11 protein-coding genes and 1 pseudogene are annotated in these 12,795 nt (G+C 67.1%); 8 read left to right on the top strand and 4 right to left on the bottom strand.

The window, feature by feature from the left end; all coding sequences use genetic code 11:
* Positions 1–61: 61 nt before the first annotated feature.
* Positions 62–709: a DUF2239 family protein gene (locus ACILR9_RS31750; protein WP_395713994.1), complete on the bottom strand. Its 648-nt coding sequence runs from the start codon at positions 707–709 to the stop codon at positions 62–64.
* Between the two features lie 328 nt (positions 710–1,037).
* Positions 1,038–1,121, bottom strand: a pseudogene (locus tag ACILR9_RS31755) (hypothetical protein); the annotation flags it as partial.
* A 102-nt stretch (positions 1,122–1,223) separates the two neighbouring features.
* Between ACILR9_RS31755 and ACILR9_RS31760 the strand changes: the two are divergent.
* The 7 genes from ACILR9_RS31760 to ACILR9_RS31790 all read left to right on the top strand — a co-directional run bounded on the left by ACILR9_RS31760 (position 1,224) and on the right by ACILR9_RS31790 (position 8,784).
* Positions 1,224–2,864, top strand: coding sequence for an ABC transporter substrate-binding protein (locus ACILR9_RS31760; RefSeq protein WP_395713995.1), 1,641 nt, complete (start codon positions 1,224–1,226; stop codon positions 2,862–2,864).
* Between the two features lie 25 nt (positions 2,865–2,889).
* The gene (locus ACILR9_RS31765; RefSeq protein ID WP_395713996.1) at positions 2,890–3,807 is read left to right on the top strand and encodes an ABC transporter permease; all 918 of its coding nucleotides are present in this window, start codon (positions 2,890–2,892) and stop codon (positions 3,805–3,807) included.
* A gap of 163 nt (positions 3,808–3,970) precedes the next feature.
* The gene (locus ACILR9_RS31770) at positions 3,971–4,876 is read left to right on the top strand and encodes an ABC transporter permease (RefSeq protein WP_395713997.1); all 906 of its coding nucleotides are present in this window, start codon (positions 3,971–3,973) and stop codon (positions 4,874–4,876) included.
* Complete coding sequence (locus ACILR9_RS31775; protein ID WP_395713998.1) at positions 4,873–5,847, top strand: ABC transporter ATP-binding protein; 975 nt, start codon at positions 4,873–4,875, stop codon at positions 5,845–5,847. Before ACILR9_RS31770 ends, ACILR9_RS31775 begins: the two co-directional genes overlap by 4 nt.
* Positions 5,844–6,836 (top strand): ABC transporter ATP-binding protein, encoded by a 993-nt coding sequence (locus tag ACILR9_RS31780; RefSeq protein ID WP_395713999.1) that lies wholly within the window; start codon positions 5,844–5,846, stop codon positions 6,834–6,836. Before ACILR9_RS31775 ends, ACILR9_RS31780 begins: the two co-directional genes overlap by 4 nt.
* A 63-nt stretch (positions 6,837–6,899) precedes the next feature.
* Entirely contained in the window at positions 6,900–8,120 is a 1,221-nt protein-coding gene (locus tag ACILR9_RS31785) for a CaiB/BaiF CoA transferase family protein (RefSeq protein WP_395714000.1), read from the top strand.
* Between the two features lie 349 nt (positions 8,121–8,469).
* On the top strand, positions 8,470–8,784 hold the full coding sequence (locus tag ACILR9_RS31790) for a hypothetical protein (RefSeq protein WP_395714001.1): 315 nt from the start codon (positions 8,470–8,472) through the stop codon (positions 8,782–8,784).
* A gap of 62 nt (positions 8,785–8,846) precedes the next feature.
* On the opposite strand, the gene ACILR9_RS31795 is transcribed toward ACILR9_RS31790, so the two are convergent.
* The gene (locus tag ACILR9_RS31795; protein ID WP_395714002.1) at positions 8,847–9,719 is read right to left on the bottom strand and encodes a TauD/TfdA dioxygenase family protein; all 873 of its coding nucleotides are present in this window, start codon (positions 9,717–9,719) and stop codon (positions 8,847–8,849) included.
* Positions 9,720–9,854: 135 nt separating this feature from the next.
* Here ACILR9_RS31795 and ACILR9_RS31800 point away from each other — a divergent pair, with 135 nt between their 5' ends.
* Positions 9,855–10,997, top strand: a complete 1,143-nt coding sequence (locus tag ACILR9_RS31800; protein ID WP_395714003.1) for an epoxide hydrolase family protein — start codon at positions 9,855–9,857, stop codon at positions 10,995–10,997.
* A 143-nt stretch (positions 10,998–11,140) separates the two neighbouring features.
* Here ACILR9_RS31800 and ACILR9_RS31805 read toward each other — a convergent pair whose 3' ends face one another.
* Positions 11,141–12,757, bottom strand: a complete 1,617-nt coding sequence (locus ACILR9_RS31805; protein WP_395714004.1) for a GMC family oxidoreductase — start codon at positions 12,755–12,757, stop codon at positions 11,141–11,143.
* Between the last annotated feature and the right edge of the window lie 38 nt (positions 12,758–12,795).

The raw sequence follows: 12,795 nt of genomic DNA on the forward strand, positions 1-12,795 counted from the left end.
GGAGTTTGCTCCGCCGCAGTGGCGCGGTCCCAGCGATGAGCCGTCGGGGAGAACAGGCAAACTAGTGAGTGCTGTCATCGTTGGCGCCGTCAGCGATGGTCCAGGCAAGATCCTGGGCGTGGGTTCGAACATCCGCGGGCCAGGATGCCGCGTGCATCGCGAATTCGTCGCGCTTGCCGGCAAACAGGGCGCGTGTCGCATCCTCGAAGCCCGGCAGATTGCCTGCCATGGCTGACATGAACCGGTAGGCCCGTTCCTGGTTGGCGCGGGTGCGCGTCCTGTCGCCATCGGCTCGGCGGGCTTCGTCGACCAGGCGACGCAGCGCCTGGGACGCGCCGCCCCGCTGCTGTGCCAGCCATTGCCAATGACGTGGCAGCAGGGTGACTTCGCGCGCGACGACTCCGAGCCGCGGGCGGCCTCGGCCGCGCATGGCAGGCGAGGTGTCCTCTTCACCGGAGTCCTGTTCTGCGGCGGTCGCGAATTGCGGGAGGCCTGCCTGCTTTGTCAGGCGCGCCACGATCTCCGCCGTTGTGCCCCGCAGGTCGAGGTCGATGACGCCACCCGTCGCGTCGCCGAAGACGAGGATTGACGCATGAGGATCGGCGGCCAGGGCGGCGCGGACCGCGAGGGCAACATCTACCAAGGCACCACGCGCCAGTTGGCGATGGCCCTCGAAGGCAGTGCAAGGCCTGGAGAGGGAATCGGACATGGGTTAATTTATATCCGGGTAAAATATCTTGTGTCAATAAAATACCCGGATGATATTGAGGCGCTGACACTACGAGGGATCGAAACGTGCAGCCCAAGGAAAAGAAGGCGGGCCATCGCCGCCTACAAGGAACGCAAGGTTGTCGGTGATGTCGGGGTTCGCCGTGTCGTTGCCGTTGGTGCTTCAGCCGGTTCTCGTAGTTCTCCCAAGCCTTCCAGTTGGCGTTGGCGCCCGGCGGGCTGACCGAGCCTTGCGACATCCCGATGGAATCGAGCTCCGACACGATCGAGCCGTCCCCATCAAGGTGATCGCCGACCAGGAGGTCGTCGCCGGCGCGGCCCTTCAAGGTGTCGGATCCGAAACCGCCAATCAGGATGTCGTCGTCGGCGCGGCCGCTCAGATTGTCGTTCAGCCCACGCTATTGACAAGATTTCGGAGCGCAACGGATAGTTCATCGGCCGTGCACGGCGCGCAGAGAACAACAACGCGTCGTGACCCTCTGGGAGGAGGATCCATGTTTCGGCAAGCTACCAAGGTGGCGGCGTGGGCCGCCGCCCTGATCGTCGGCGCGCTGTCGCCGGTGCAGGCCCAGGACCAGAAAGGAACGCTCGTCTTCGCCGTCGAGTCGCTGGGGGCCCAGACGCTTGATCCGATCCTCGAGGGACGGCCGGGCAATGCTGTCTATCAGGCCATCATGTACGATTCCCTGGTCGGCTTCGATCTCGCCAAGGGCGGCGTCGGGCCGGGCGTCGCCGAGCGCTGGGAGATGTCGCCCGACGGGCTCACCTGGACCTTCTTCCTGCGGCCCGGGCAGACCTTCCACAACGGCGACAAGCTCACCGGGCACGACGTCAAGTTCAGCCTCGAGCGCCAGATGGGGCCGGGCTCGATCGCCTCGGCCGCCGCCAGCATGCGGCGCACCATCAAGAGCATCGAGGTGGTCGACGATCTAACCGTGAAGATCAACACGGCGAGCCCCCAGCTTGGCCTGCCGGCCAGCTTGTCGCGTGCCGTGGCGCCGGAAGGCGCCGTCATGCCCAAGGCCTATATCGAGAAGGTCGGCGAGGAGGAGTTCCGCAAGAAGCCGATCGGCAGCGGGCCGTGGAAGTTCGTGCGCAACGTGCCGGGCGATCGCATCGAGTTCACCGCCGTCACCACGCCGCACTGGCGCGGCCGGCCGAGCTTCAAGGACCTGCACGTGCTCCTGGTGCCGGAGGAGAGCACGCGCGTCGCCATGGTGCGCACCGGCGAGGCGGCGATCGCCTCGATCGGGCCCGAGACCATGCTGAGCGTCTCACGCGCCGGGCTCGAGGTCCTGTCGGTGCCGGGCACGATGCAGGCGATCTTCCAGGTCTACGGCAGCTACAAGCCGGAGGTTAAGGATTCGCCCCTGGCCAAGCCGCGCGTGCGCCAGGCGTTGTCGCTGGCGATCGACCGCAAGCAGGTCATCGAGCACGTGATGAATGGCAAGGCGCGCTTGCCCTACCCGTTCTCGACCTTCGGCTACACGGAGTATTTCAGCGCCGATCGCTGGGAGAAGTGGGCGGCCGAGGCGTATCGCTACGATCCCGCGCTCGCCAGGAAGATCCTGGCCGAGGAGGGCTACCCCAACGGCTTCGAGCTCAAGTTCGCCAACACCGCCCTGCCGGGCACGCAGTTCATGGTCGATATCGGCACCGCGATCGCCGACATGTGGACCAAGGTCGGCATCAAGGTGACGCTGAAGCACTACGAATGGGGCACCTTCGCGCCGCTCGAGCGCGGCGACCAGGCGCCGCTGATCGGCTGGGCGTCGATGTACCGCACCGCCGGCCGGCCGGACGCGCCGTGGCGCTACAACGGCGCCTTCTCGCCCGACAGTCTGCAGCGCCTGCTCGGCGACAAGGAGAATTGCTCGCAGACCTGCCAGGATTTCGAAGCGACCTACCGCGCCCTGCTGGCCGAGCTCGATCGCGCCAAGCGCACGGCGCTGACCGACAAGATGGTCGAGATCGTTGCCAATTCGTGGACGGTGATGCCGATCATCGAAGGCATGGGCTACTACGCCATCAACACCAAGAAGGTCGGCCAGTTCGAGGCGATCCCCGGACGCCACGAGCTGGGCGACGTGTTCGAGCGCATCCCGCGGCCTGATCAGAAGCCGTGGAAGAAGTGAGCGCAATCACCGTCCGGTCTGCGGCATGAAGCGCTACATCGCCCAACGGCTGATGCAGGGCGCGGTCCTGCTTGTCCTGGTGGCGATGATCGTGTTCTTCCTCGGCCGCCTGACCGGCAATCCTCTCGATCTGATGCTGCCCGAGGATGCGACGGCCGAGGATCGCGCGGCACTTGCCCGCACGCTCGGGCTCGACGGCTCGCTGTTCGACCAGCTGGTGATCTTCGTCAAGAATGCGCTGCAAGGCGATCTCGGCAACTCGATCCGCATGAAGCAGCCCGCGGTCGAGGCGTTCTTCGACCGCCTGCCCAACACGCTGGTCCTGTTTCCATGGGCGATCCTGCTCGGCATGGCGCTCGGCATCCCGCTCGGCGTCGTGGCGGCGCTCAACCGCGGCAGCATGCTCGATCGCGCGGCCGGCACTGTCGCCGTTCTCGGCATCGCCATGCCGAGCTTCTGGCTGGGCGTGCTGCTGATCTTCGTGTTCAGCGTGGAGCTGGGCTGGCTGCCGTCGGGCCGCATGGGCGGACCGGCGCACTATGTTCTGCCGGTGATCACGCTCGGCCTGTTCCTGGTGGCCGGCTTCATGCGCATCACGCGCTCGGCGATGCTCGACGTGATGGACAGCGAGTTCATCAAGCTCGCCCGCATCAAGGGGCTGAGCGAGGGCGTGGTGATCTGGAAGCACTGCCTGCGCAACGCCCTGATCCCGGTTCTCACCCTGTGGGGCGTGTTCGTCGGCAACCTGATCACCGGCGCCATCGTCACCGAGACCGTGTTCGCCTGGCCAGGCGTCGGCCGGCTGACCTACGAGGCGGTGATCTATCGCGATTTCCCCTTGCTGCAGGCGGTGATCATCTTGAAAGCGATCCTGATCCTCATCCTCAATCTCGGCGTCGATATCCTCTACGCCTACGTCGATCCGAGGATCCGCCTTGCGTAAGTGTTTTCACCTTCCTCCCCAGCTTTGCTGGGGAGGTGTCGCCGTCTTCGGCGACGGAGGGGTCATGAGTCTCAGTTCCGCTGCCCATGACCCCTCCGTCCGCGATTACGCGGACACCTCCCCAGCTTCGCTGGGGAGGGAATAAGAATCGCGGGACTCGACTATGGCCATCCTTGAACGCCCCCCGGCCGCCAACTGGTGGCGCTGGCGGTTGCGACTCGGCAGCAGCGCGGGCGTGCGGCGGACGTCGCGGGTGCCGTGGATCCCGATCGTCATCATCTCGGTGATCGTGATCATGGCGCTGTTCGCGCCGCTGCTCGCACCGCATTCGCCGATCGACCAGACGCTGCGCGACAAGCTCCTGCCGCCGGCCTGGATGGCGGGCGGCAGCGACAAGTACCTGCTCGGTACCGACGCATTCGGCCGCGACGTGCTGAGCCGCCTGATCTACGGCGCCCGCGTGAGCCTGCTCGTCGCCCTGCTGGCGCTGACCGTGGGCGGCGGCGTCGGCCTCGTCGTCGGCGTGGTCGCGGGGTATGTCGGCGGCGCGGTCGACAACATCCTGATGCGCCTGGTCGACGCCGCCTTCACCTTCCCGGCCATCCTGTTCGCCCTGCTGCTCGCCGTCACCATGGGCCAGGGGCTCGGCACCCTGGTGATCGCCATCGGCCTGATCCTGTGGGCGAGCTTCGCCCGCGTCATCCGCGGCGAGGTGCTGGTCTTGCGCCAGCGCGACTTCGTGGCGCTGGCCAAGGTGCGCGGCTGCTCGGCGGCGCGCATCATGCTGACCCATATCCTGCCCAACGTGGTCAACACCTTCATGGTGCTGGTGACGCTCAACATCGGGGTGGTGATCATCGCCGAGGCGTCGCTGAGCTTCCTCGGCGCCGGCATCCCGCCGCCGATGCCGTCGTGGGGCCTGATGGTCGCCGAGGGACGCGGCCGCATCGCCGACGCCTGGTGGGTGGCGCTGATCCCGGGCATCGCCATCACCCTGATGGTCCTGTCGGTCAATCTGTTCGGCGACTGGCTGCGCGACCGGCTCGATCCGAGGCTGCGCCAATTGTGAGCAGCGACGTCGTCCTCGAGGTGCGCGACCTGCACACGCACTTCTTCCTGCGCCGCGGCGTGGTCAAGGCAGTCGATGGGGTGAGCTTCTTCCTGCGCCGCGGCGAGGTGCTGGGCCTGGTCGGCGAATCGGGCTGCGGCAAGAGCCTGACCGCCCTGTCGCTGATGCGCCTGCTGCCCAAGGGGGGCGCACGCACCATCAAGGGCGAGGTGCTGCTGGGCGGCGAGAACATCCTCGAGCGCACGCCGGCCGAGATGCGCGAGATCCGCGGCCGGCGCCTCTCGATGGTGCTGCAGGATCCGCAGACCTCGCTCAACCCGGTCTTCTCGATCGGCAATCAGTTGCGCGAGGCGATCCTGCGCCGCCGCCGCGTGCCCGGCGCCGAGCTGGCGCGCGAGGCTGTCAGTGCGCTGCGTGGCGTCGAGATCGCTGCCCCCGAGCAGCGCCTCGGCCAGTATCCGCACCAGATGAGCGGCGGCATGAAACAGCGTGTGGTCGGCGCCATCGCCATCACCGGGCGCCCCGAGGTGCTGATCGCCGACGAGCCGACCACGGCGCTCGACGTCACCATCCAGCTGCAGTACCTGAAGCTGCTGAAGCGCCTGCAGGCCGAGACCGGCATGGCGATCCTGTTCATCACCCACGATTTCGGCGTGGTCGGGCGCATGTGCGATCGCGTCGCCGTGATGTATGCCGGCCGCATCGTCGAATGCGGTCCGGTGAAGCAGATCTTCGAGGCGCCGTCGCATCCCTATACCCGCGCGCTGATCGCCTCGGTACCCAGGATGCACGGCCCGATCGGCCGGCTGGCAACCATCGAAGGTCAGCCGCCGTCGTTGATGGACCTGCCGGTTGGCTGCCGCTTCGCCTCGCGCTGCAGCGAGGTCGAGCAGCGCTGCCTCGAGGCCTATCCAGGGACCGTGCAGGTCGGCGAGGCACACACCGCCAATTGCTGGAAGCTGGTGCGATGACCGGGGCGCCGCTCTTGCGGGTTGAAGGCGTGCGCAAGCACTTCGCCTTCACCAAGGGCATCCTGTTTGCCCGCACGCTCGGCCACGTCAAGGCGGTCGACGGCATTTCCTTCGACATCCGCGCCGGCGAGACGCTCGGGCTGGTGGGCGAGTCGGGCTGCGGCAAGACCACGACCTCGCGCATGATCCTGAACCTCGAGGACCCCACCGAGGGCCGCATCCTGCTCGATGACGATCCGATCCATGGGCCGATCCATGGCCTGCAGGGAGCCGCCCTTGCCGCCTATCGCGCCAAGGTGCAGGCGGTGTTCCAGGATCCCTGGTCGTCGCTCAACCCGCGCATGAAGGCGGGCCGCATCATCGCCGAAGCGCTGATCGTCAACGGCTGGGGCGATCGGGCGAGCATCGACGAGCGGGTGAGCGAGCTGCTGGGCCAGGTCGGCCTGCGGCCCGAGCAGGCGCAGCAATATCCGCACGAGTTCAGCGGCGGCCAGCGCCAGCGCGTGGCGCTCGCCGCGGCGCTGGCCTCGCGGCCCAAGCTGATCGTGCTCGACGAGCCGGTCTCGGCGCTCGACGTGTCGATCCGCGCCCAGATGATGAATCTCCTGAAGGACATCCAGGCGCAGGACAAGGTCGCCTACCTGCTGGTGGCGCACGACCTCGCCACGGTGCGGCACATGGCCGACCACACGGTGGTGATGTATCTCGGCAAGATCGTCGAGCGGGCGCCGACCATGGCGCTGTTCGACGACGTGCGCCATCCCTACACACGGGCGCTGTTCTCGGCCGTGCTGGTGGCGTGGCCGGGCCGCCAGGACGACGAGGTCGAGCTGCGCGGCGAGGTGCCGTCGCCGCTCGATCCGCCGAGTGGCTGCCGCTTCCACACGCGCTGTCCCTACGCCATGGCGCGCTGCTCGGCCGAGGAGCCGGTGCTGCGCGACGTCACGCCGGGCCATGCCGTGGCCTGCCACCTGTTCGATAATGCATAATCATCCATTGTCGCTTGCTCGACAGGGCATAGTTCATCTGTTGCCGCAGAGGGGAGAGTAGCAATGTCGCGTCAGCCGTTCGGCCCATTGCAGGGCGTCAAGGTCGTGTCCTGCTCGACGGCGCAGGCGGGCACTGTGCCCTACATGCTGATGGCCGACCTCGGCGCCGACGTGATCAAGATCGAGGTGCCGGAAGGCGGTGACGGTTCGCGCCGCATGACAGTGCTGCCGGGCATGCCCAGCACTTTCTTCGAGACCAACAATCGCGGCGTGAAGAGCGTCACGCTCAATCTCAAGTCGGTCGAGGGCCGCGCCATCCTCCACAAGCTGGTGGCGCGCGCCGACATCTTCGGCCAGAACTTCCGCCCCGGCGCGGCCGAGAAGAACGGCTTCGGCTACGACGAGCTGAAGAAGATCAATCCCAGGCTGGTCTACGTCTCGATCTCGGGCTACGGCACCCGCGGTCCTAACGGCCACCTGCCGGGCACCGATTCGATGGCGCAGGCGCTGGGCGGCATCGCCGAGGCCTATTCCATGCCGGGCCAGAAGATGCGCACCGGCATCGCCTCGGTGGCCGATGAAAGCACCGCCATGCTGGCCTTCGGCGGTGCCCTGGCGGCGCTGACGCACGCCCGCACCACGGGCGTCGGCCAGAAGATCGAGCTGTCGCTGCTCGGTTCGCTCGTTCGCCTGATGGGCTGGACCTTCACGACGACGATGTGGCGCAACGAGAACCCGGTGACCGGCCAAGCGCGCATCACGGGAACAGCACAACGCCCCGGCATCAGCGCGAGCTTCAACGACCGCGACGGCAAGCCGCTGGTGTTCCAGCTCACCGGTCCGGACAACTGGGCGGACGCGATGAAGGGGCTGGGCTTCCACGACCGCATCAAGCAGGCAGGCTTCGAGGACCTCGGCGTGATCATCGACAACGACGCCAAGCGTAACGAGCTGCTGGCACTGCTCGACGAGCTGTTCGCCACGGGCTCGCGCGACGATTGGGTGGCGAAGCTGCGCGGTGCCGACATCGTGTCGGCGCCGATCAACACGCTGCTCGAGGCATCGAACGATCCCGACGTGATCGCCAACGGCTACGTGACCGCGGTCGACTATCCGAAGTTCGGCAGGAAGCTGAAGGTGCACGGCACGCCATGGCAGTTCTCCGAGACGCCGGCCAGGCCCGGCATCGCGCCGGAGCTCGGCGAGCACAACAACGAGGTGCTGGCGGAGCTGGGCTACAGCGACGCCGAGATCGCAAAGCTGCGCGCCGCGAAGGTCATCTAGATGTGACCGGTGCTTGTGGAAGCCGGCACAGTGACCTTGCTGTCATCCTGAGCGCAGCGAAGGATCCCAACGCCAGGCGCTTCAAAGTCTCCACAGCGAGCGGCGATGAGATCCTTTGCTGCGCTCAGGATGACGAACGAAGTGTTGCCAGCATACGGGCCACAAGGTTCCGGTGACCGCAAATCCACTCTGTGGCGATTCGCGGGGTTGTGCATTTTCGATCAGCGATGTCTTCTGGCGGCAGGATGCACATCGAAAAAAACACCGTCTCGGGACGGCAACACGACTTCCGCCACATCGCCCCGGTTCAGCCGGGCGGGGCGTTCGCGGGTCCCGAGGATCGCCGCCCATGAACCGCCCGCTGGTCCGGGCCGCGGTGGCGCGCGAAGCCCTGCCCGTTATCGAGTTCCTGCAGGAGCACCACTACGACATCGGATCGATCAACGCCGACCGGGTATTGCCCGAAGCCGACGGCGACCTGCGCTTGCTGTGCGTGATGTGCACCGATCGTGAGGCGGTTCGCGAGCTTCGCCAGCGCATGCAGCAAGCGTTCATCGACCAGCCGCAGGTGATCCGGATCACCAGCAGGGTGGCAGTCGCGCAGATGCCGCTCGACACCTACATGGTGGCGTTCCCCGAGATCCCGGCGATCGAGGACGATTGACGCTTGCGTCCCCAGGCAATTCGCGGAGGAAGCTCATGGCCGGGAGTTTCCGGCGGAAGGCTCTACGCCGGGTCGCCCAGCACGGTGCAGCGGCGGATGACGCGCGGCTCGTTGGCGGTGTCGTAGCTGCCGGCCTTGTGCAGCAGGCAGCGATTGTCCCACAGCATCAGATCGCGCGGCCGCCAGCTGTGGCTGTAGACACGGCAGAGGCCAACGATACGCTGGTTGAGATCGTCGATCAGCCGGCGCCCGTCGTCGTAGCCCATGCCGACGATGCTCTCGGCGTGGTCGCCGAGATAGATCGTCTTGCGGCCGGTTTCGGGATGGACGCGCACGACAGGGTGATCGACCGGCGGCACCGCTTTGCGCTGGGCCTCGGACATCGGATCCTCGCCATGCCGGCGGGTGCGTGAGAAGTCGAGATTGTGGATCGCGCGCAGCGTCTCAAGGTGGCGCTGCTCATCCGCTGGCAGTGCCGTGTAGGCCGAATACATGTCGGCGAAACCGGTACCGCCACCGTGGCTCGGGATCACCTCGGCATAGAGCATGGTGCACTTGGTCGTGCGTCGCTGCCACGAGCCGTCGGTATGCCACACCATCGTGCCCTTGTCGGGATGCTTGCCGGTGGGCCGGCCGTCGGGCCCGACGTTCGACAGCGTATAGAGCTCCGGATGGGCGTTGGCGTGGTACTGGTTCATGACGTGGACCTGGACCTCGCCGAAGCGGCGGGCGAAGGCAACCTGGTCGCCGGGCGGCAATTCCTGGTCGCGGAACAGCAGGAGCTGATGCGCCAGGAAGGCCTCGTAGATCGCCGGGAAGGTTGCGTCGTCGATTGCCGGCACGGCGACGCCGCGGATTTCGGCGCCGAGCCCACCGGGCAGCGGGCGCACCTCGAATGCATGAGCGGCGGGTTTGATGGCGGCGACAGTCGACACGGCGGGATCCTCCTTGATGACGACGAAAGTCCCTCGCTTTGCGGAAGATGACAACCTCCTTGTGACCGTCGAACGCCATTGTCTTGGCCGGCGAAGCGAGGGACCCTCGACGCTGCTTGAACAGCGGGAGCGTCCATGAGCAGTGACATCAAGCCCTTTCGCATCGCCGTCGGCGACGACGTGCTTGTCGATCTGAAGGATCGGCTGCGCCGCACCCGGTGGCCGGAAGCCGAGCTGGTCGACGACTGGAGCCAGGGAGCACCGCTCGACTGGATCCAGGACGTCTGCCGCTATTGGGTGGAGCGATACGACTGGCGCCAGCGCGAGGCCGCACTCAATCGCTTCGCGCAGTTCAAGACCGAGATCGACGGGCTCGACATCCACTTCGTGCACATGCGCTCGCCGCACGCCGATGCACTGCCGTTGATCATCACCCATGGCTGGCCGGGCTCGATCGTCGAGTTCCACAAGGTCATCGAGCCCCTGGTCGATCCGGCAGCGCACGGCGGCGACGCCGCCGATAGCTTCCACGTGATCTGCCCGTCCCTGCCGGGCTTCGGTTTCTCGTCCAAGCCCACGTCCCCCGGCTGGGGCGTCGACCGCATCGCTGCGACCTGGGCCAAGCTGATGGCGCGGCTGGGCTATGCACGCTATGGCGCGCAAGGCGGCGACTGGGGATCGGCGGTGACCAGCTCGCTCGGCGCGCAGGATCCCAAGCATTGCGCCGGCATCCACATCACGCTCGCCATGGGGGCGCGGCCCAAGGTGGACGGCCAGCCGACGGCCGAGGAGGCGAGGGCGCTCAAGGGCGCCGAGTACTACGCCGAATGGGACTCGGGCTACTCCAAGCAGCAATCGACCCGGCCGCAGACGCTGGGTTACGGCCTGACCGATTCACCGGCCGGGCAGGCGGCGTGGATCCTGGAGAAATTCTGGGCGTGGACCGACTGCAACGGCCATCCCGAGAACGTGCTGGGCCGCGACGAGCTTCTGGACAACGTCATGCTCTACTGGGTCACCGCGACGGCGGCCTCGTCGGCCCGGCTCTACTGGGAAAGCTTTGGCCCGAAGCGCCGTTCCACCCAGACGATCACGGTGCCGACCGGCGTCGCGGTGTTCCCCAAGGAGATCGTGACGCCGGTGCGGCGCTGGATGGAGGAGCGCTATACCGACATCCGCCACTGGTCCGAGATGCCGAAGGGCGGCCACTTCGCCGCCTTCGAGCAGCCGGCCCTCTTCATCCACGACGTGCGCGCCTTCTTTCGGGGGCTGCGCTGATCATTCTCCTCCCCAGCTTCGCTGGGGAGGTGCCCCGTCATACGGGGCGGAGGGGTCATGGGCCTCAGTCCCGCTGCTCTTGACCCCACCGTCCGCGATTACGCGGACACCTCCCCAGCGAAGACGCTGGGGAGGCGAATGAGCTACGCCGCCGCCTTGCGCACCATGTCGGCGCACTTCTCGCCGATCATGATCGAGGGCGCGTTGGTGTTGCCGGCGACGATGACCGGCATGATCGAGGCGTCGGCGACGCGCAGGCCGCCGATGCCGTGCACGCGCAGCTGCGAATCGACCACCGAGTCCGTCTCGCGGCCCATGCGGCAGGTGCCGACGGGATGCAGGTTGGAGACGCCGCGGGCGCGGATGTCGGCCTTGAGCTCGGCCTCTCCGGTGATCTGCGGGCCGGGCAGCACCTCCTCGGCGATATAGGGCTTCAAGGCCGCCTGGCTGGCGATCTCGCGGCAGATGCGCATGCCCGCGATCAGCGCCTCGTAGTCGTAGCTGCTCTTCAGGAAGTTGAAGCGGATCTCGGGTGCGGCCAGCGGATCGGGGCTCTTGAGACGCACCGTGCCGCGGCCGTCCGGCCGCAGATGCACCGGGCTCAGGCTGAAGGCGGAGAAGGGTTGCGGTATGACGCCGGCGCGCGATCGGTCCTTGATCGCCCAGACGAACATGTTGATCTGCAGGTCCGGGCGCTCGAGCCGCCGGTCGCTGCGCACCAGCGCGCCGACGAACAGGCCCATGGTCGACAAGGGCCCGGTACGGCCCAGGGCATACCGGGCGCCGGCCATGATCTGACGTGCCCAGCTGTTCGCAAGGTCGTTCATCGTCTCGGGGCGCGTGCAGCGATAGGCGACATAGGTGTTGAAATGATCGTGCAGGTGCGAGCCGACGCCCGGCATGTCGCGCGCGACGGCAATGCCGTGCTGCTTGAGATGGTCGGCCGGTCCGAGACCGGACAGCATCAGGAGCTGCGGCGAGCCATAGACGCCGCCGGACACCACGACCTCGCGGCGCGCCCGCGCCGTCTGCGGGCCGGCGCGCGTCCTGTACTCGACGCCGACGGCGCGGCCGTTCTCGATCAGCACGCGGGTCGCATGCGCCTCGGTGGCGATGGTCAGGTTCCGGCGCTGGCGGGCGCCGCTGAGATAGGCCTTGGCGCTCGACCAGCGCCGCGCCTTGCCGGTGGTCGACTGGTAGTAGCCGACGCCTTCCTGGGTTGCGCCGTTGAAATCGGGGTTGGCGGGAATGCCGGCCTGCACCGCGGCGTCGTGCATGGCCTGCGCCAGCGCCGGCTTCCAGCGGTGGTCGCTGACCTTGAGCGGTCCGCCGACACCGTGGAATTCGTTGGGGCCACGCTCCTGATCCTCGGCGCGCCTGAAGTAGGGCAGCACCGAATCGTAGTCCCAGCCTTCGCAGCCGCGCTGGCGCCATTCGTCGTAGTCGGCGGCGTTGCCGCGCATGTAGACCATGCCGTTGATCGAGCTGGTGCCGCCCAACACCTTGCCGCGCGGCTGGTACATGATGCGGTTGTTGAGCTCGACCTCCGGCTCGCTGTCGAACATCCAGTTGACGCGCGGGTTGACGTAGGTCTTGTGATAGCCGAGCGGGATGTGGATCCACGGATAGGTGTCTCGCGGCCCCGCTTCCAGCAGCAGCACGCGGAAGCGGCCATCCTCGCTCAGCCGACCGGCGACGGCGCAGCCCGCCGAGCCGGCACCCGTCACGATGAAGTCGTAGGTCTGGTGGTTAGCCGACACGTCGCGTCCTCCGCTATCAGAGAGCGTTCTGGCCGTGG

Origin of the sequence: Reyranella sp. (assembly GCF_044224635.1) — a bacterium.
Lineage (GTDB): Bacteria > Pseudomonadota > Alphaproteobacteria > Reyranellales > Reyranellaceae > Reyranella.

What these genes read in the sequence shown, in the direction of transcription:
- ACILR9_RS31765 (WP_395713996.1), top strand. Translation starts at nt 2,890, where the DNA reads ATGAAGCGCTACATCGCCCAACGGCTGATGCAGGGCGCGGTCCTGCTT.
- ACILR9_RS31750 (WP_395713994.1), bottom strand. Translation starts at nt 709, where the DNA reads ATGTCCGATTCCCTCTCCAGGCCTTGCACTGCCTTCGAGGGCCATCGC.
- ACILR9_RS31770 (WP_395713997.1), top strand. Translation starts at nt 3,971, where the DNA reads ATGGCCATCCTTGAACGCCCCCCGGCCGCCAACTGGTGGCGCTGGCGG.
- ACILR9_RS31780 (WP_395713999.1), top strand. Translation starts at nt 5,844, where the DNA reads ATGACCGGGGCGCCGCTCTTGCGGGTTGAAGGCGTGCGCAAGCACTTC.
- ACILR9_RS31790 (WP_395714001.1), top strand. Translation starts at nt 8,470, where the DNA reads ATGAACCGCCCGCTGGTCCGGGCCGCGGTGGCGCGCGAAGCCCTGCCC.
- ACILR9_RS31760 (WP_395713995.1), top strand. Translation starts at nt 1,224, where the DNA reads ATGTTTCGGCAAGCTACCAAGGTGGCGGCGTGGGCCGCCGCCCTGATC.
- ACILR9_RS31800 (WP_395714003.1), top strand. Translation starts at nt 9,855, where the DNA reads ATGAGCAGTGACATCAAGCCCTTTCGCATCGCCGTCGGCGACGACGTG.
- ACILR9_RS31785 (WP_395714000.1), top strand. Translation starts at nt 6,900, where the DNA reads ATGTCGCGTCAGCCGTTCGGCCCATTGCAGGGCGTCAAGGTCGTGTCC.